Annotated in this window: 18 protein-coding genes and 1 tRNA gene; 9 read left to right on the top strand and 10 right to left on the bottom strand. The window is 69.8% G+C overall.

The window, feature by feature from the left end; translation table 11 throughout:
* Positions 1-20 precede the first annotated feature (20 nt).
* From otsB to UG56_RS20215, 3 genes are all read right to left on the bottom strand, one after another.
* The gene (gene otsB / locus UG56_RS20225; RefSeq protein ID WP_045549884.1) at positions 21-875 is read right to left on the bottom strand and encodes a trehalose-phosphatase; all 855 of its coding nucleotides are present in this window, start codon (positions 873-875) and stop codon (positions 21-23) included.
* 91 nt (positions 876-966) lie between these two features.
* On the bottom strand, positions 967-1,488 hold the full coding sequence (locus tag UG56_RS20220; protein ID WP_045549883.1) for a LytR C-terminal domain-containing protein: 522 nt from the start codon (positions 1,486-1,488) through the stop codon (positions 967-969).
* Complete coding sequence (locus UG56_RS20215) at positions 1,489-1,785, bottom strand: DUF3263 domain-containing protein (RefSeq protein ID WP_008360832.1); 297 nt, start codon at positions 1,783-1,785, stop codon at positions 1,489-1,491. It lies immediately after the preceding gene.
* Positions 1,786-1,898: 113 nt separating this feature from the next.
* Between UG56_RS20215 and UG56_RS20210 the strand changes: the two genes are divergently transcribed.
* Together UG56_RS20210 and UG56_RS20205 are read left to right on the top strand one after the other, a co-directional pair.
* On the top strand, positions 1,899-3,383 hold the full coding sequence (locus UG56_RS20210) for an alpha,alpha-trehalose-phosphate synthase (UDP-forming) (RefSeq protein WP_045549882.1): 1,485 nt from the start codon (positions 1,899-1,901) through the stop codon (positions 3,381-3,383).
* Positions 3,384-3,424: 41 nt separating this feature from the next.
* Positions 3,425-4,444 carry a Gfo/Idh/MocA family protein gene (locus tag UG56_RS20205; RefSeq protein ID WP_045549881.1) on the top strand — a complete coding sequence of 340 codons (1,020 nt, stop codon included), beginning with the start codon at positions 3,425-3,427 and terminating at the stop codon, positions 4,442-4,444.
* A 103-nt stretch (positions 4,445-4,547) separates the two neighbouring features.
* On the opposite strand, the gene UG56_RS20200 is transcribed toward UG56_RS20205, so the two are convergent.
* On the bottom strand, positions 4,548-6,098 hold the full coding sequence (locus UG56_RS20200; RefSeq protein WP_045549880.1) for an FMN-binding glutamate synthase family protein: 1,551 nt from the start codon (positions 6,096-6,098) through the stop codon (positions 4,548-4,550).
* 64 nt (positions 6,099-6,162) lie between these two features.
* A complete protein-coding gene (locus UG56_RS20195) occupies positions 6,163-7,155 on the bottom strand; it encodes an LLM class F420-dependent oxidoreductase (RefSeq protein WP_045549879.1) in 993 nt (330 codons plus the stop codon).
* Between the two features lie 52 nt (positions 7,156-7,207).
* Between UG56_RS20195 and UG56_RS20190 the strand changes: the two genes are divergently transcribed.
* Genes UG56_RS20190 through pdxY form a run of 4 tightly spaced genes read left to right on the top strand, consistent with a single transcriptional unit; the run spans position 7,208 to position 10,020 of the window.
* The gene (locus tag UG56_RS20190) at positions 7,208-7,897 is read left to right on the top strand and encodes a uracil-DNA glycosylase (RefSeq protein WP_045549878.1); all 690 of its coding nucleotides are present in this window, start codon (positions 7,208-7,210) and stop codon (positions 7,895-7,897) included.
* A gap of 58 nt (positions 7,898-7,955) precedes the next feature.
* Positions 7,956-8,516 carry a hypothetical protein gene (locus UG56_RS20185; protein WP_143055126.1) on the top strand — a complete coding sequence of 187 codons (561 nt, stop codon included), beginning with the start codon at positions 7,956-7,958 and terminating at the stop codon, positions 8,514-8,516.
* Positions 8,517-8,530: 14 nt separating this feature from the next.
* The gene (locus UG56_RS20180) at positions 8,531-9,148 is read left to right on the top strand and encodes a rhomboid family intramembrane serine protease (RefSeq protein WP_045549876.1); all 618 of its coding nucleotides are present in this window, start codon (positions 8,531-8,533) and stop codon (positions 9,146-9,148) included.
* A 23-nt stretch (positions 9,149-9,171) separates the two neighbouring features.
* A complete protein-coding gene (gene pdxY, locus UG56_RS20175) occupies positions 9,172-10,020 on the top strand; it encodes a pyridoxal kinase PdxY (protein WP_008360814.1) in 849 nt (282 codons plus the stop codon).
* 13 nt (positions 10,021-10,033) lie between these two features.
* On the opposite strand, the gene UG56_RS20170 is transcribed toward pdxY, so the two are convergent.
* Together UG56_RS20170 and UG56_RS20165 are read right to left on the bottom strand one after the other, a co-directional pair.
* Positions 10,034-10,109: transfer RNA gene (locus UG56_RS20170), tRNA-Thr, on the bottom strand.
* Positions 10,110-10,178: 69 nt separating this feature from the next.
* Positions 10,179-10,895 (bottom strand): GNAT family N-acetyltransferase, encoded by a 717-nt coding sequence (locus UG56_RS20165; protein ID WP_045549875.1) that lies wholly within the window; start codon positions 10,893-10,895, stop codon positions 10,179-10,181.
* A gap of 69 nt (positions 10,896-10,964) precedes the next feature.
* Here UG56_RS20165 and UG56_RS20160 point away from each other — a divergent pair, with 69 nt between their 5' ends.
* Genes UG56_RS20160 through UG56_RS20150 form a run of 3 tightly spaced genes read left to right on the top strand, consistent with a single transcriptional unit; the run spans position 10,965 to position 13,779 of the window.
* The gene (locus UG56_RS20160; protein ID WP_045549874.1) at positions 10,965-11,864 is read left to right on the top strand and encodes an amino acid ABC transporter permease; all 900 of its coding nucleotides are present in this window, start codon (positions 10,965-10,967) and stop codon (positions 11,862-11,864) included.
* The gene (locus UG56_RS20155) at positions 11,861-12,652 is read left to right on the top strand and encodes an amino acid ABC transporter ATP-binding protein (RefSeq protein ID WP_045549873.1); all 792 of its coding nucleotides are present in this window, start codon (positions 11,861-11,863) and stop codon (positions 12,650-12,652) included. Before UG56_RS20160 ends, UG56_RS20155 begins: the two co-directional genes overlap by 4 nt.
* 23 nt (positions 12,653-12,675) lie before the next feature.
* Positions 12,676-13,779, top strand: a complete 1,104-nt coding sequence (locus UG56_RS20150) for an ABC transporter substrate-binding protein (RefSeq protein ID WP_084101354.1) — start codon at positions 12,676-12,678, stop codon at positions 13,777-13,779.
* A 25-nt stretch (positions 13,780-13,804) separates the two neighbouring features.
* Here UG56_RS20150 and UG56_RS20145 read toward each other — a convergent pair whose 3' ends face one another.
* The 3 genes from UG56_RS20145 to cysS all read right to left on the bottom strand — a co-directional run bounded on the left by UG56_RS20145 (position 13,805) and on the right by cysS (position 17,741).
* Complete coding sequence (locus UG56_RS20145; protein ID WP_256206787.1) at positions 13,805-15,313, bottom strand: metallophosphoesterase; 1,509 nt, start codon at positions 15,311-15,313, stop codon at positions 13,805-13,807.
* Positions 15,314-15,375: 62 nt separating this feature from the next.
* Entirely contained in the window at positions 15,376-16,332 is a 957-nt protein-coding gene (gene rlmB / locus UG56_RS20140) for a 23S rRNA (guanosine(2251)-2'-O)-methyltransferase RlmB (protein ID WP_045548347.1), read from the bottom strand.
* Positions 16,332-17,741, bottom strand: a complete 1,410-nt coding sequence (cysS, locus tag UG56_RS20135; RefSeq protein ID WP_045548348.1) for a cysteine--tRNA ligase — start codon at positions 17,739-17,741, stop codon at positions 16,332-16,334. Before cysS ends, rlmB begins: the two co-directional genes overlap by 1 nt.
* Between the last annotated feature and the right edge of the window lie 28 nt (positions 17,742-17,769).

Below are 17,769 nucleotides of genomic sequence, written 5' to 3'. Positions count from 1 at the left end.
TACACCCCCGCTCAGCCCGCTCAGCCCGCAGCAGCCTCGTCCGTCAGCCGCCGCAGCAGCCCCAGCACACCGTCGGGCCCGGCGACCTCGATGTCGGCCAGCCCGGCGAGCGGACCCCGGTCGGCGCCGGCGTGGGAGTAGACCAGGAGGGTCGGCGACCCGGTGGTCTTTCCCCAGGCCTTGACGGCCTCGAACGCCTCGATGTCACCCAGGTCGTCACCGCCGAAGAGGATCGCGCCGGGCGAGACCTCCGCGATCAGCGTCTCGATCGCAAGACCTTTGTGCATGCCGGGGGCGCGCACCTCGATGACCTGCTTGCCGGGCTCGATCATCAGCCCGTGCTCGGCGGCCAGCTCGGTCAGCGGCGGGAGCAGGCGCGCGGTGAGCTCGTCGGGGTCGGGGAACCGGCGGGTGTGGACGCCGACGGCCAGGCCCTTCTCCTCGATGTAGGCCTCGCTCGCCCCATGCTCGGCGAGCACGTCGGGCAGGGCCGCCTCGAAGGCGGCCAGGCCCTCGGGCGGCGGCGGGCCGACGACGACACGATCCGAGCCGCTCCAGCGCTGGTTGCCGTACTGCCCGAAGACATACAGCTCCTTGCCCAGCTCCGCGAGCGCGTCGGCGATCGCCGCCAGCCCGCCGAGCTCGACGACCTGTCCCGCCGGGCGGCCGGTGACGATGGCGATCGCCTTCACCCGGGCCGCGAGTGCGATCAGTGCCGAGGCCGCGTCCGGATGGATCCGGGCCGAGGCCGGATCCTCGACGATCGGCGAGAGCGTCCCGTCGAAGTCGAGACCCACGAGGGCCTCGGCGGCGACAGCCGCGACCGCGGCGTACTTCTGCTCTCCGGCAGTCTCATCCGGCTGGAGTTCGGCCATGCCTCAACTCTGGCATGACGGCCACGGCGGGGCCGATCGGGAGGTGCGAGCGTGCGACAGATCACACACGGTCGGAAACGGCCGGGACGGCTCAGAGAGCCCCGGTCAGGATCACCGTCAGCCGGTCGCCCTTCATCGAGCCCTCGATCGACAGATGGGTACGTTTGATGCCGAGGTCGTCGGCCAGCTGCTGACCCTCGCGCTTCATCCCGCTCGGGTAGTAGACGGTGTTCTCCGGGACGGAACCCATCCAGTTGTCCTCACCGACGACGTTCCAGCCGACCGTGGTGGCCTTCGCCGCCACGTCACCGGCGAGGCCGACGACGTTCGACTGGTTGTAGACCTCGACGCTGACCTTGGCCCGGTCGACGGGCGAGGGTGCGGCCTTGGCCGGCTTCTTCTCCTCGGCCTTGGCGGCCTTCGGCGACGCGGACGCCGAGGACGACGGGGTGCCGCCGGCCTGCGCGATCTTCTCGTCCCCGCCGTCTCCGTCACCGCCGGTGAACCAGAAGACGAGCACGGCGAGAACGACAGCCACCACGCTCAGCGCGATGACAGGTGTGGGGAGCGCGACGCCACGCTCACCCTTCGAAGGACGTACGCAGCCGGTCATTCAGACCTCGAAGCCCAGCCGTCTCGCCGAGCGCTGACGCTGACGGGCCGCGCGGAGCCGTCGCAGGCGGCGTACCAGCAGCGGGTCGGCCTCGAGGGCCTCCGGCTTGTCGATCAGCGCGTTGAGCACCTGGTAGTAACGGGTGGCGGACATGTTGAACGCCTCGCGCACGGCAGCTTCCTTGGCCCCGGCGTACTTCCACCACTGGCGCTCGAAGTCAAGGATCTGCTTGTCGCGCTCGCTGAGGCTGGAGGGGTCCTCGCCTGGGCCTGTGACCTGCACGTTGACAGCGCTCATTCCTCGTCCCCCGGTGTCGTCAGCATCTGACCACAGACTAACCCGCCGAACTACACGGCTGTGGTTCACCCTCCGGCGTGTTACTCGACAGGTATTCGGGCCGAACCCGGGAAATGGCGAGTGGAACGACAGCGCACCGAACCCTGATCCGGTCCGTTACAGTCGGAGATGTGCAGGCTGACCTGGTAATCGTGGCCAATCGGCTCCCCGTCGATCGAGTGGAGATGCCGGACGGCACGAAGGCGTGGCGCCGCTCCCCAGGGGGCCTGGTCAGTGCCCTCGAACCGGTCCTGCGGGCCAACGACGGCGTCTGGATCGGCTGGCCCGGCGGCACCGACGAGGAGCTCGAGCCGTTCGAGGACGACGGCCTCCATCTGCTGCCGATGACGATGAGCGCCCAGGACATCGAGGAGCACTACGAGGGCTTCTCCAACGGCACCCTGTGGCCGCTCTACCACGACGTCGTCGCCAAGCCGGAGTTCCACCGGGAATGGTGGGACGGCTATCAGCGCGTCAACAAGAGGTTCGCCGAGAAGTGCGCCGAGGTCGCCGCCAAGAGCGCCACCGTCTGGGTGCAGGACTACCAGCTCCAGCTGGTCCCGCAGATGCTGCGCGAGCTCCGCCCCGACCTGCGCATCGGCTTCTACCTGCACATCCCGTTCCCGCCGGCCGAGCTCTTCCAGCAGGTCCCCTGGCGCCGGCAGCTCCTCGAGGGCCTCCTCGGCGCCGACCTGGTCGGCTTCCAGCTCCCCCAGGCGGCGCAGAACTTCGTCCGTCTGGTGCGCCAGCGCGTCGGCCACAAGACCCACCGCGACCTGGTCTATCTCCCCGACGGACGCACCGTGCACGCGGCCGCGTTCCCGATCTCGATCGACTTCATCGGCTTCGACGAGATGGCCCACGACGAGAGCGTCAACCAGCGCGCCAAGGAGATCCGCCAGCAGCTCGGCGACCCGAAGAAGATCATGCTCGGCGTCGACCGGCTCGACTACACCAAGGGCATCTACGCCAGGCTGCGCGCCTTCGGCGAGCTGCTGCGCGACACCAAGCTCGACGTCGAGGACGTCATCTTCGTCCAGGTCGCGGTGCCGTCCCGCGAGCGCGTCGAGCAGTACCGCAAGCTCCGCGACGACATCGACCGCCTCGTCGGCCGACTCAACGGCGACCTCGGCCGCATCGGCCGCCCGGCGATCTCCTACCTCCACACGTCGCTCCCCCGCGCCGAGATGGCCGCGCTCTACCGTGCCGCCGACATCATGGTCGTCACCCCCTACCGCGACGGGATGAACCTGGTCGCCAAGGAGTACGTCGCCTGCCGCTACGAGGACGACGGCGCGCTCGTGCTCTCCGAGTTCGCCGGCGCCGCCGAGGAGCTGCGTCAGGCCTGGCTCGTGAACCCCTACGACATCAACGGGATGAAGGCCGCGCTGCTCGAGGCCTACGAGGCCGAGCCCAAGGAGCTCACCCGCCGGATGAGGGCGATGCGCAAGCAGGTCGCTGCCAGGGACGTACGCCACTGGGCCGACACCTTCCTCGAGGAGCTCGCCGCGGTGCCGGGCAACCACAACAAGAGCGTCCTTCCGCCCAACAGCCACTAACCGCGAAGCACCGACCCTGCTCAGGTGGCTAGAGTCGACGCGTGACCACCAACTCTGACCCGATCAGGTGGGGAATTCTCGGCACCGGCCGGATCGCCCACTCCCTCGCCACCGATCTGATGCTCGTCCCCGACGGTCAACTCGTGGCCGTCGGCTCACGGAGCACGGAGTCCGCAGAGACGTTCGCGAAGGAGTACGCCGCCACCAGCCCGGTCCGCGCGCACGGCTCCTACGAGGAGCTGGCCGCCGACGAGGACGTCGACGTCGTCTACATCGCCTCCCCCCACTCCCACCACCTCGAGCACGCCACCCTCGTGCTGGAGGCCGGCAAGCACGTGCTGTGCGAGAAGGCGCTGACGCTCAACGCCGCCGACTCCCAGACCATGGTCGACCTGGCCACCTCCAAGAACCTGTTCCTCATGGAGGCCATGTGGATGGCCACCAACCCGATCATCCGGCGCCTCGTCGCCGACGTGAGGTCGGGCCGCTTCGGGCACCCCCGCCACGTACACGCCGAGCTCGGCTTCGTCGCCGACCCCGAGCGGCACCAGCGCCTCCTCGACCCCGCTCTCGGCGCCAGCGCGCTGCTCGACATGGGCATCTACCCGCTCACCTTCGCCCACCTGCTCTTCGGCGAGGCCCGGTCGCTGACCGCTCAGGCCAACATCGGCACGGGCGCCGACGGCGGCACCTTCGACCTCGATCTGGTGATGACCGGGAAGTACGCCGGCAACGAGCTCTCCACCATGGTCTCCTCGGTCACCTCCTACTCCTCCCGCGCGGCCGCCATCGCCACCGACCAGGGCCGGATCGAGCTGACCGACTTCCACCACCCGTCCTCGGCGGTCTTCAAGCCCGCCAACGGCGACGAGCCCGTCGAGATCGTCGGCGACGAGCCCGTCATCGGCGCCGGCTACGGCAACGAGATCGCCGAGGTCCAGCGGTGCCTGCGCGAGGGCCTCCTGGAGTCCCCGCTCGTCCCCCACTCCCAGACCCTCAGCCTGATGCGCCAGATGGACATGATCCGCGAGTCCATCGGCGCCCGCTACGCCGGCGAGTGAGCCCCCTCGGCGAGACGTCAGCTGCGTCGGCCGAGTGGGCACCTGGGTGCCCACTCGGCCGACGCGAGTGACGGCTCGACCGACGTACGTGACGCCTCGGCGCTCAGGCGGTGGTCGGCTTCTCGTTGAACGTGCGGTGCGGGTGCACGACGTCGAGGAGCTGGCTGGTCACCTCGGGGCCGAGGGCACCCCAGTGGTCCTTGTAGCCGTAGACGCCGGCGAGGGTGCGTGACTCGTAGTCGCCGTTCATGACCTCGATGTCGTGCGGCGTGATCAGGCCCGGGTGGGCGACGCCGACGGCGGCGGAGACCTTCATCAGCTCCCGGCGCAGGGTCCTGAGATAGCTGGCGCAGCGGTCGCCCTTGTCCATCGGGTCGAGGCCACCGGAGAGCCACTTGTTCTGGGTCGCGACGCCGGTGGGGCAGGTGTCCTCGTGGCACTTCTGTGCCTGGATGCAGCCGATCGACATCATCGCCTCGCGGCCGACGTTGACCATGTCGGCGCCGAGCGCGAAGGCGACGGCGGCGTTCTCCGGCAGACCGAGCTTGGCCGATCCGATGAAGGTGACCGCGTCGGTCAGGCCGAGCTCGGCGAAGGTGCCGTAGACGCGCGAGAAGCCGATCCGGTAGGGCATCGCGACCGCGTCGGAGAAGATCAGCGGCGCCGCGCCGGTGCCGCCCTCGCTGCCGTCGACGGTGATGAAGTCGACGCCCCGCTCCCCCGACCGCATCGTGCCGGCGAGCTCCTGCCAGAACTCCATCTCGCCGACCGCCGACTTGATGCCGACCGGCAGCCCGGTCTCGGCGGCGATCATCTCGACGAAGTCGAGCATCGAGTCGACGTCGTGGAAGGCCGAGTGCCGGGAGGGGGACGCGCAGTCCTTGCCGACCTCGATGCCACGGATCTCGGCGATCTCCGGGGTCACCTTGGCGGCCGGCAGCAGCCCGCCGAGCCCCGGCTTCGCACCCTGGGAGAGCTTGATCTCGATCGCCTTGACCGGCGCGGTGGCGACCCGCTCCTTCAGCCGGTCGATCGAGAAGGTGCCGTCGGCGTTCCGGCACCCGAAGTACGCCGTGCCGATCTGCATCACCAGATCCGCACCACCCTCGAGGTGGTAGGAGGAGATGCCGCCCTCGCCGCTGTTGTGCATCGCTCCGGCCCGCTTGGCACCCCGGTTGAGCGCCGTGATCGCCGGACCGGACAACGACCCGAACGACATCGCCGAGATGTTGACGACCGACGCCGGCCGGAACGCCTTCGCGCGCCCGCGCGGACCGCCGAGCACCTTCGCCGACGGCAGCTCGGCGGCCGGGTCGTGGTCGTCGGGCAGGGCATCGGCGAACGTACGGTGCTTGATGTGGATGTGGCCCTGCGCATGCTCGATGTCGTTGTCGGTGCCGAAGCCGAAGTAGTTGTTCTGCCCCTTGGCCGAGGCATAGACCCAACGCCGCTGGTCGCGGCTGAAGGGCCGCTCCTCGTCGTTGTCGGCCACGATGTACTGCCGCAGCTCCGGTCCGATCTTCTCCATCAGGTAGCGCGCATGCCCGATCACCGGGAAGTTCCGCAGGATCGCGTGCTTGCGCTGGGTCAGGTCGCGAGCGGCGACCACGCCGGCGGCGACCGCCGCTCCCCCGAGGAGGGTCGTCATCTTCATGTGAGTCTTCCTACCGGCCCGCCACGGCGTTGTAAACGTCCGTGGCGGTGTCGGCAGGCGTCGCTCAGGCGAACTCGGGAACGACCTGAGACTCGAAGAGCTCGATCGAGGAGCGGTCGTAGGCGGCGTCGCCGAAGTAGGTGATGGCGTACGTCATCCCCAGCTCCTCCATCGCCTTGAGCTTCTCCACGATCTGCTCGGGCGTGCCGGTCAGCCCCTGGCTGCCGCTGCGGCGGGCGTGCTCCGCGCCGGCGGCCTCGCCGAGCGACTTGGTGAGGTGGTCGGCGTACCAGTCGATCCTGTCCTGGACGTCCTTCTCGGTCTCGCCGATGAAGACGTTGTAGTTGGCGGAGCGGGTGATCTCGCCGAAGTCGCGGCCGAGGTTGTCGCAGTGGCCGCGCAGGATCTCCGACTTCGCCTGGAACGTCTCGGCATCGCCGGCGAAGTTGGTGTAGTCGGCGTACTGAGCGGCGATCTTCAGGGTCACCTTCTCGCCACCACCCGCGATCCACAGCGGAATCCCGGAGCGACCCTTCTGGATCGGCAGCGGCTGACAGATGGCGCCGTCGACCTGGTAGTACTTCCCGTCGAGCGACGAGACGCCCGTGGTCCAGGCCTGCTGGAAGATCTGGACGCCTTCGCGGAGCATCCCGAGCCGGTCACGGGCCTCCGGGAAGCCGTAGCCATAGGCCCGCCACTCGTGCTCGTACCAGCCCGCGCCGATGCCCATCTCGATCCGGCCGCCGCTGATGTGGTCGGCGGTCGCGGCGACCTTCGCCAGGTAGGCCGGGTTGCGGTAGGACATGCAGGAGCACATCTGGCCGAGGCGCACCCGCGACGTCACCGCGCCGAGGCCGGCCATCAGGCTCCAGGCCTCGTGGGTCGCCTGGTCCGAGGGCTCCGGGGTGGTGTGGAAGTGGTCGTAGACCCAGACCGACTCCCAGCTCCCTGCGTCGGCGTGGAGCGCCAGATCCTTCATCGTGGTCCACTGGTCGGCCGGGTCGATGCCGACGAGGTCAAAGCGCCATCCCTGCGGGATGAAGAGTCCGAACTTCATACACCACAACCTATCCAGGGTCCCTGGGCGTGGCGAACGATATGTTGAGGGAATGAGCGCACTCGCCGGACTCGTGGACAAGGGCCTGATGGCTGCCGACTGGGCCGAGGCGCTGGCGCCGGCCGAGCCGCAGATCGAGCAGATGGGCCGTTTCCTGCGCGACGAGCTGGCGGCCAGGCGCCCCTATCTCCCCGACGGCGACCGGATCTTCAACGCCTTCCGGCGCCCGCTGCGCGACGTACGCGTCCTGATCGTCGGCCAGGATCCCTACCCGACCATCGGGCATCCGATCGGGCTCAGCTTCGCGGTCGAGAAGGACGTACGTCCGCTGCCCGCGTCGCTGCGGAACATCTACGCCGAGCTGGCCACCGACCTCGACCTGAAGATGCCCGAGCACGGCGACCTCTCGACCTGGGCCGACCGCGGGGTGATGCTGCTCAACACCTCGCTGACGGTGCGGCCCGGCGCGCCCGCGTCACACTCGAAGAAGGGCTGGGAGGAGGTGACCGGGCGGGCGATCGACGTCCTCGGCCGCCGCGGCGGACCGCTGGTCGCCATCCTGTGGGGCCGGCACGCGCAGAACCTCGAGCCGCGGCTCAACGGGGTGCCCGCGATCAAGTCGGTCCACCCCTCGCCGCTCTCCGCGCGCCGCGGGTTCTTCGGATCCCGGCCGTTCTCCCGCGCCAACGCCCTCCTGGTGGAACAGGGCGGTTCCCCGATCGACTGGTCCCTGCCTGAATAGGGCACTGTCGGATTAGGATCGGCGCCATCGGCCCATCGGCGCGGTGAACGGGGGTCACGTGGGCGAGAACATCACCGGTCCGACGCTGTCGGTCTCACGCCGGCTCACGATCGCCGGCACCGTCGTCGTGCTCCTGCTCGTCGCCTGGGCGGCCGTGCTCGGCGGCCGGGTCCTGCTGGACCGGGCCGGTCCGCCGGAGTACCCCGCCACGGGGGTACGCGACTGGGCGACCTTCGCCGACCACCTCGTCCTGGGCACGGCGGGTCCTGACGACACGGATCGGCTCGAGGTCACCACGGTCCTGTGGAGCCGGCAGGGAGCCCACCCGATCGGGCGCCGGATCTCGATCGACGCCGACCTGACCGAGGGCGAGGCGTACGCGGTGCCGGTTGCCTGGCTCGAGGACGACGGCGGACACTGGGTCGCGCTGGCGCCGGACGCGGTGCTGCCCCTCGACGGCGGGCGGATCACCGGGGGCGGTGGCACCTGGGCGGCCGACCACGCCGGGGAGTCGCCGCGAGCCCTCGCGACCGAGCTCTACGAGACCGGACCCCACCCCGCCGCGGTCCCCTACCTCTACGGGAGCCTCGAGCAACGACTCGCCGCTGTGGAGCGGTAGGTAGGATTTCGCCCGTGAGCCAGGATTCCCCCACGCCGGCCAAACGCGCCAACTGGCTTCGGGCCGGCGTTTGGTCACTCGGATTCGTCGCCATGCTGTGGGTGCTCGAGGCCACCGACTACGTCAGCGGCCACCAGCTCGACTCGCTCGGCATCCAGCCACGCACCGACGCCGGCCTGCTCGGGATCGTCTTCGCCCCGGTGCTCCACTTCGGCTGGGCCCACCTCTACGGCAACACCCTGCCCGCGCTCGTCCTCAGCTTCCTGGTGCTCGCCTCGGGCGTCGGCCGCGGGATCGTCGCGACGCTGATCATCTGGGTGGTCGGGGGTGTCGGCGTCTGGCTGATGTCGCCCCCGGGCAGCATCACCGCCGGCACCTCGATGCTGATCTTCGGCTGGCTGGTCTACCTGATCATGCGCGGCCTGTTCAGCCACCGCATCGGCCAGATCGTCATCGGCGTACTCATCTTCCTGGCCTACGGCAGCCTGCTCCTCGGCGTACTCCCCGGGCAGACCGGGGTCTCCTGGCAGGGCCACCTCTTCGGAGCGATCGGCGGCGCACTGGCGGCCTGGATGCTCAACGACCCGCCCAAGAAGCAGGCCTCGAACAAGGCCCAGAAGAAGGCCGCCTGAGCCGACTGTTGGAGACTGGTTCCATGCAGATCCTCTCCATCCAGTCGCACGTGGCCTTCGGCTACGTCGGCAACTCGGCGGCCGTCTTCCCGATCCAGCGCCTCGGTCACGAGGTCTGGCCGGTGCTCACGGTCAACTTCTCCAACCACACCGGCTACGGCGAGTGGCGTGGACCGGTCGTGGCCGCCGACCAGGTCGCCGAGGTCATCGAGGGGATCTCCGAGCGCGACGGTCTCTCCACCGTCTCCGCGGTGCTGTCCGGCTACCAGGGCGACCCGGCGGTCGGCGCGATCATCCTGGACTCCGTACGCCGCGTGAAGGCGCTCAACCCGCGGGCCCTCTACTGCTGCGACCCGGTGATGGGCGACGTCGGGCGCGGGATGTTCGTGCGCGAGGGCATCCCGGAGTTCATGCGCGACGAGGTCGTGCCCGCCGCCGACGTGATCACGCCCAACCACTTCGAGCTCAACTTCCTGGCCGGTCTCGAGTCCACCGACACCCTGCAGGAGGTGCTCGCCGCGGTCGACATCGTCCGCGAGTCCGGCCCGTCGAACGTGCTCGTGACCTCGGTGATCACCAAGGACCCCACCCACCTCGACCTGGTCGCGGTCTCCGACGAGGGCGCCTGGTCGGTCACCACTCCGCTGCTCCCGATCTCGCCCAACGGCGGCGGCGACGTCACCGCCGCGGTCTACCTCTCCCACCTGCTCTCGACCGGCTCCACCCCGGCCGCCCTCGGCCGCACCGCCAACACCCTCTTCGCCATCCTCGACCGGACGCTGAAGTCGGGTCGCCGCGAGCTCGAGCTCGTCGCCTCCCAGGACGACATCGCCAACCCGCCGACGACGTACGAGGTCACCCAGCTCCGCTGAGGCAAGTAGTGGATGGAGCCGGTGACAGGAGTCGAACCCGCGACATTTCGCTTACAAGGCGAACGCTCTACCAACTGAGCTACACCGGCATGCCGTACGTCTCCGCGACGGCGGGACAATCGTAGCCAGTCACCGCCGGTTGTGCGCAGCCGACGCCCCTACCCCGGCGCACGGAGATGGGCGAAGTTGGTGGTGCGCCGGAGGGCGAAGCCGAGGGAGCGGTAGAGCCGGATGGCGTTCTCGTTGGTGCCGCTGGCATGCAGGAGGGCGCGCTCGCCGCGCTGGTTGATGCCGTACGTCACCGCCCGGACCAGCCGGCCGGCGAGCCCCTGCCCACGGAAGTCGGCGTCGGTGCAGACCGCGCTGATCTCGGTCCAGCCGCGGGGATGGTTGCGCTCGCCGGCCATCGCGACGAGACGACCGCCGGCGCGGATGCCGAGATAGGTGCCCATCTCGATCGTGCGCGGCTCGAAGGGTCCGGGCTTGGTGCGCGCGACCAGGTCGAGGATCTCCGGGACGTCGTCCGCTCCCAACACAGCGACGTCGGCGTCGGGCACGGCGACGACCCCGGCATCGATCATCTGCACCCCCTCGCCACCGCCGAGGACCTCCCATCCGGCAGGCGGGCGCACCGGCCGCGGCGAGGTGAAGAAGCAGGTCCCGCCCGGCCCGAGGAGGCCTGCGAGATCCGCCCACGCCTGCGGTGAGTCCTCGGCGATGCCGGCGAACGCGGCCACCTCCGGGTCGTAACGGGCAGCCAGCCCGCAGATCTCCCCCAGATGCCGGTTCGGCCCGAGGAGGGACTCCCAGACGATGTTGTCCAGAACGGAGCTCGTCTCAGCAATCGGTCGCGCGTCAGTGGTCACGCACGGCATCCTATTCTCTAGCAACTCGCTAGACATTATGTGTTTTGTCTGGCGGTCCCCCAGAGACCCGAGGAAGCCATGACCACCACCGCCACGCCGGCCACGACCGAGGCCGACCCACCAGCACCACCAGAGGATCCGCTGGCCACCAGGAGAGTCGCGCCGCGTCGCCGCTACGGCCGCTGGGTCGTCACCGCGATCGTTCTCGCCCTCACCGTCGAGGCGGTCCGCGCGCTCGCGGCCAACCCGGCCTACCAGTGGGACCGGATCTCCTACTACTTCACGCTCGACGTGGTCCTCGACGCACTGCTGGTCACCCTCGAGGTGACCGCGGTCAGCGCGGTCGTGGGCTTCGTCGGCGGCGTGATCCTGGCCCTGGGCCGGCTGTCGGGCAACCCGCTGGTCAACGCCCTGAGCTGGTTCTACATCTGGTTCTTCCGGTCGCTGCCTCTCGTCGTACTCCTCATCATCATCTTCAACGCCTCCCTCTTCTTCCCGCGGATCGGGATCAACATCCCGTTCGGGCCGAGCCTGGTCTCCTATGACGTCGACGGCCTGCTGGTGCCGTTCGTGGCCGCCGTCGTCGGACTCAGCCTCAACGAGGCCGCCTTCGCCGCCGAGATCATCCGCGGCGGGCTGCTCTCCGTCGACCACGGCCAGATCGAAGCCGCCAACGCGCTCGGCCTCTCCCCGTGGCGACGCCTGCGCCAGGTGGTGCTCCCCCAGGCCCTGCGCAGCATCGTCCCGGGCTACGTCAACCAGCTGATCGGCCTGGTCAAGGCGTCCTCGCTGGTCTACTACGTCTCCCTGGTCGACCTCTTCGGCATCGTCTACCAGCTCGAGAGCACCCATGTGAGCGACAAGGTGGCCATCCTGCTGGTCGGCACCGCCTGGTACCTCCTCCTCGCCGCCGTCCTCTCCGTCCTCCAGCACTACGTCGAGCGTCACTACTCCCGCGGCTGGGAGGTCCGCCGATGACCACCACCGAGAAGACCACCGAGAAGATCACCGAAGGCGTACGCGTCCGCAACGCGCACAAGGCCTTCGGCCCGCACCCGGTCCTCAAGGGGATCGACCTCGATCTGGCTCCGGGGACGGTGACCGTCGTCATCGGACCGTCCGGGTCGGGCAAGTCCACGCTGCTGCGTACGCTCAACCACCTCGAGACCCTGGATCTGGGCTATGTCTCGGTGGCCGGTGAGCTGATCGGCGTACGCGAGCACGACGGCCGCCTCCACGAGCTGAGCCCGCGGCAGGTGCGCCGACAGCGCGCCCGGATCGGGTTCGTCGCGCAGAGCTTCAACCTCTTCCCTCACCTCACCGTCGCCGCCAACGTCGCCGAACCGCTGCTCGCGCACAAGGTCGCCGGCTGGGACGCGGCCTACACGAAGGCGTACGACCTGCTCGACCGCGTCGGGCTGAAGCACCGCTGCACCGACTACCCCCGCCAGCTCTCCGGCGGCCAGCAGCAGCGGGTCGCGATCGCCCGCGCGCTCGCGCTCGAGCCCGACCTGCTGCTCTTCGACGAGCCCACCTCCGCCCTCGACCCCGAGCTGGTCGGCGAGGTGCTCGCCGTCATCAAGGAGCTCGCCCGGAGCGGGAGGACGCTGGTCGTCGTCTCCCACGAGATCGGCTTCGCACGTGACGTCGCCGACCACGTCGTGTTCATCGACGGCGGCGTCGTGGTCGAGCAGGGGCCGCCGGCCCAGGTGCTCGACCACCCTCAGAACGCTCGCACCCGCGAGTTCCTCGGCAAGGTCCGCTAACCCCACCACCTAGGAGATCAGCCATGTCCGACGACACCAAGACCGAACCTGACAGCAAGACGGAACCCGACACCACGACCCACACCACCGCGGAGAAGCCCGCGACACCCGAGATCCCGCCACGTCGCCGGACGCCGTTGATCGTCGCCGCCGTCGCGGTGGTGGCGGTGATCGCGATCGTCGCCGCGTTCCTCATCACCCGCGGCTCCGACGACGAGAGCGGGACGGAGTCCGGTGGCGGCACGACCAGCGTACGCATCGGCGAGGTCGCCGGGGACGCCGCGAAGCCGACCACGATCGAGGTCCCGGTCGTCGAGGAGATCCGGAAGAAGGTGCCGCAGGAGATCCTCGACCGCGGCACCCTCAAGATCGGCCAGGGTGCGCTGCCGGCCGGGTTCCCGCCGCTGGCCTTCGTCGGCACCGACAACAAGACGCTCACCGGCACCGAGCCGGACCTCGGCCGGCTCATCGCGGCCGTGCTCGGACTGAAGCCGGAGCTCGACAACGCCACCTGGGAGAACCTCTTCGTCGGGCTCGACGCCGGCACCAGCGACGTCGCCATCTCGAACGTGACCGACACCGAGGAGCGCAAGCAGAAGTACGACTTCGCCTCCTACCGCCAGGACAACCTCGGCTTCGCCACCGTGGGCTCCTCGACCTGGGAGTTCGGCGGCGACTACCGCACCCTGGACGGCCTCCAGGTCGCGGTCGGCTCGGGCACCAACCAGGAGAAGATCCTGCTCGAGTGGCAGGCCAAGCTGAAGGCCGAGGGCAAGAAGCTGGACGTGAAGTACTTCCCCGACAACTCCGCGACCTGGACCGCCCTGGAGTCGGGTCAGATCGACGCCTACTTCGGGCCCAACCCGGGCATCGCCTACCAGATCGCCGGGACCGGTGACACGTTCCGCAACGCCGGCACGTTCTCCGGCGCGGGCGCGTCGCTGCAGGGCCTGATCGCCGCGACCACCAAGAAGGACAGCGGGCTGGTCGAGGCGCTGGCCGACGCGATCAACTACCTGATCGAGCACGGTCAGTACGCGACCTGGCTGAAGACCTACGGCCTGTCGAACGAGGCCGTGGAGAAGTCCGAGATCAACCCGCCGGGCCTGCCGCTGGAGAACCAGTGACCCGCTGAGGGCCACGTGGCCCGGCTCACCGGTCGGCACCCTCCAACGGGACGTACTCGTGGGCGGTGAGGGCGCCGTTGGTCTCCAGCTCGACGGACTGGATACCGACGGGCTGCCCGTCGGCGTAGGTGATCAGGCTGACCTCGGCGGTGCGGCGGATCTTCCCCATGGCGAAGGCGTACGCCGCACCGCCGGTGGTGCCGTTGGTGTAGGTCCAGCCGACCTGACCGTTCTCGCCGGTCACGTCGCGCGGGCCCAGGTGCACGTGCCGGTGGCCGCCGACGACGAGCGTCGCACAGCCCCGGCGCAGGGTCTCGCGGCCGAGGGAGGGGTCGTGGACGAGCAGGGTGGCGACCGGCTTCCCGTCGTCCATCGAGGCGCAGGCGATGTCGGCCAGCTTCGAACCGGCCTCCTCGAAGCTGACGCCCTTCTCGTCGATCCAGTTGCCGAGGCCGCTGGTGCGCGGGTCGGGGACCCCGAGGAGCGTCGAGCCTCCGGGCCCGTCGACGACCTCGCCGTCGAGCATGGTCCAGCCCTTGTCGGCCAGGTATCGACCGACCGTCGGCCCGTGGTCGTGGTTGCCGGTGACCGCCCACTTGTCCAGGCCGTCGCTGGCGTCGGTGAGCGAGTCGAGGGAGAAGGTCTCCCAGTCGGACCCGGTCGAGGTGTCGTCGCCGGCGTCGAGGATGCCGGTCGCGCCGCCCTCGTCGGCGATCGCGCGCACCACCGAGTCCATGCCGACGTTGTCGTGGCGGTCGGAGACGACGACCGCCACGGTCTCGTCCTCGGCCGGCTCCCGCAGCGCCAGGTCGGGCACCTTGTCGACCACCTTCTCGTAGAAGGTCCGGCTGGAGTTGTAGGTGTCGACCGCGCTGGCCACGAGCCTGCGGGTCTGGATGGCGTAGGCGTCGCCGCGTACCTCCACGTCGGCCAGCTCGTCGGGCACGGGGATCTCCGTGCCGAGGAAGCGGGCCAACGGGGTCCAGTCGCCGGCGACCGGCTCGGACCTCTTGTCCGCGGCCGGCGCTCCGGACGCTCCCCAGGGCTGCCAGACGGCGACCGCGAGCACCGCCACCGTGACCGCACCGACGCCCGCGGTGGTGAGACCGTGCCGCGTACGGGCTGCTTCGGCCACGCGTCGGCGCAGGTCGGCGCGGCGCTGGGCGCCGGGCAGCCACCACAGCAGGACGCCCCCGGCGACGATCGCCAAGGAGATCGCGGCACCGCGGATCACGGCCGCGACGAGCATCGACTCGACCTGCTCCACCACGACGGCGCGCTGGCCGTCGGGCGCCGAGCCGAGGACGGCGTAGCGCTCGAAGAGCTCGTCCATCGACCTCAGCTCTGTCTTCCCGAGGGTGACGTCGACACCGATCGGGCCCTCGACGTCCAGGCGTACGTCGGGCAGCACCGGTCCGGTGTGGATGATCGCCTTGCCCGACAGCGTCGGGCGCAGGACCGAGTCGTGACCGGCCAGCACGACCGGGCGTTCGCTGGACAGGAAGAGCAACGCGCTCGACCCGACGGTGAGCACGAGCCACAGCACTCCTAGCCCCGCCCAGACGGCGAGGCCACGAAGCAGAGTGCGGCGAGAAGTCAGCGGCGGGCCTCCGCGACCGCGTAGAGCACCACCGACGCAGCGACGCCGGCGTTGAGGGACTCTACGGAGTTGGCCATCGGGATCGACACTATCTGGTCGCAGGTCTCCTGGACCAAGCGCGACAGGCCGCCGCCCTCGGCGCCGACCACGATCACCAGCGGACCGTCGGCCAGGCCGTCGGGGGCGCCCAGCTCGGGCAGCGTGATGTCGCCCTCCATGTCGAGCCCGATGACCATGCAGCCGGCGTCCTGGTAGGCCTTCAGCTGCCGGGTCAGGTTGACCGTCTGAGCGACCGGGATCCGGGCGGCGGCACCGGCCGAGGTCTTCCAGGCGGCGGCGGTCATGCCTGCGGCACGCCGCTCCGGGATCACCACGCCGTGAGCGCCGAAGGCGGCCGCGGAGCGGACGATCGCGCCGAGGTTGCGCGGGTCGGTGACCTGGTCGAGCGCCACGATCAGCGCCTTCTCCCCGATCTCGGCCGCACGGTCGATCAGGTCGTCGGCGTGCGCGTACTCGTAGGCGGGGATCCGGGCGGCCAGACCCTGGTGGCCGTTGAAGCCGGTCAGCCGGTCGAGCTCGACCTTGGTCACCTCGAGCAGCGAGATACCCTTCTCGGAGGCGAGCATGAACGCCTCGCGCAGCCGCCCGTCACGCTCGGCACCCTCGGCGACGTAGATCCCGTTGACCGGTACGTCCTCACGCAGTGCCTCGACCACGGAGTTGCGGCCGATGATCCACTCGGCGTCGCCGGCCGCGCGCTTGCGCGGACCCTTGTTGGCCCGCTGCTCGGCGGCCTGGGCCGCCTTGTGGGCCTTGTGGTAGGGCCGGTCCTTCGCCTTCGGCGTCGGTCCCTTGCCCTCGAGCCCACGGCGACGGTTGCCACCCGAGCCCGTCGTGGCGCCCTTCTTGCGTCCCTTCGCGATCGCTCCGCGACGCTGGGAGTTGCCTGCCATCAGTTAACGCTCCATTTCGGACCCTCAGGGGTGTCCTCGATCTCGATCCCGGCGTCCTTGAGCCGGTCTCGCAAGGAATCGGCGCGGGCCCAGTCCTTGGCGGCGCGCGCCTCGGCACGCTCGTCCAGGACCCCGCGGACCAGTACGTCCAGCGCACCGGTCAGCTTCTCGTCGTCACCGCTCCGCGGACCCCATGACGGGTCCGCAGGGTCGAGACCGAGGATGTCCAGCATCGCGCGGACGCTCGCGGCGACGCCGCGCAGCGCGGGGCTGTCGCCCTCGGCGAGCAGCTTGTTGCCCTCGCGCACGACCTCGTGCAGGGCCGCCACCGCGGCCGGGGTGCCGAGGTCGTCGTCCATCGCGTTGACGAAGTCGGCGCACGCGACACCGTCGGCCGGGATCTCCCCGATCACCGACGCCGCCCGCTCCAGGAAGCCCTCGATCCGCTGGAACGCCAGCGCCGCCTCGTCCAAGGCGGAGAAGGAGAACTCGACGTGGGACCGGTAGTGGGCCGCGACCAGGTAGTAGCGCAGCTCGATGCCGCGTACCTTCTTCAGGACCTCGGGGATGACCAGCGAGTTGCCCAGCGACTTCGACATCTTCTCGCCGGAGGTGGTGATCCAGGCGTTGTGCAGCCAGTAGCTGGCGAAGGGCCGGCCGGCGGCGCGGGACTGCGCCTGCTCGTTCTCGTGATGGGGGAAGCGCAGGTCGAGGCCACCGCCGTGGAAGTCGAAGGCCGGACCGAGGTATTTCCCGGCCATCGCCGAGCACTCGATGTGCCATCCGGGGCGTCCCAGCCCCCAGGGCGAGGGCCAGGAGGCGGTCTCCGGCTCGGAGACCTTCCGCCCCTTCCACAGCGCGAAGTCGCGCGGGTCGCGCTTGCCCCGCGGGTCGGCGTCGGCGGCGGCCTCCATGTCGTCGACCTTCTGGCCCGACAGCTCGCCGTAGGAGGGCCAGGAGCGCACGTCGAAGTAGACGTCGGCCGTGCCGTCCTCGGCGGCGTAGGCGTGGCCCTTCGCGATCAGCTCCTCGATCAAGGCGATGATCTCGGGGATGTGACCGGTGGCCAGCGGCTCGTAGGTCGGCGGGGCGACGTTGAGCGAGGCGTACGCGGCGTCGAGCTCGCGGTGCATGTCGTAGGCGAGGTTGTACCAGGGACGGCCCTGGTCGGCGGACTTCGCCAGGATCTTGTCGTCGATGTCGGTCACGTTGCGGATGAACGTGGTCTCGTAGCCCGACGCCCGCAGCCACCGCTGCAGCACGTCGAAGTTCACCCCGCTGCGCACGTGCCCGACGTGCGGCTCGCTCTGCACGGTCAGGCCACAGACATAGAGCGACGCCTTGCCGGGCTGCAAGGGGGTGAAGTCACGTACTTCACGGGTCGCCGAGTCGTAGAGCCTGAGTGCCATGCCCCAAGTCTAGGGACGTACGGGTGTT

Source organism: Nocardioides luteus, assembly GCF_000960475.2.
GTDB classification, from domain to species: Bacteria; Actinomycetota; Actinomycetes; order Propionibacteriales; family Nocardioidaceae; genus Nocardioides; species Nocardioides luteus_A.
The sequence above is the reverse complement of the archived record's forward strand: the minus strand, read 5'-3'. Positions and strand labels throughout refer to the sequence as shown.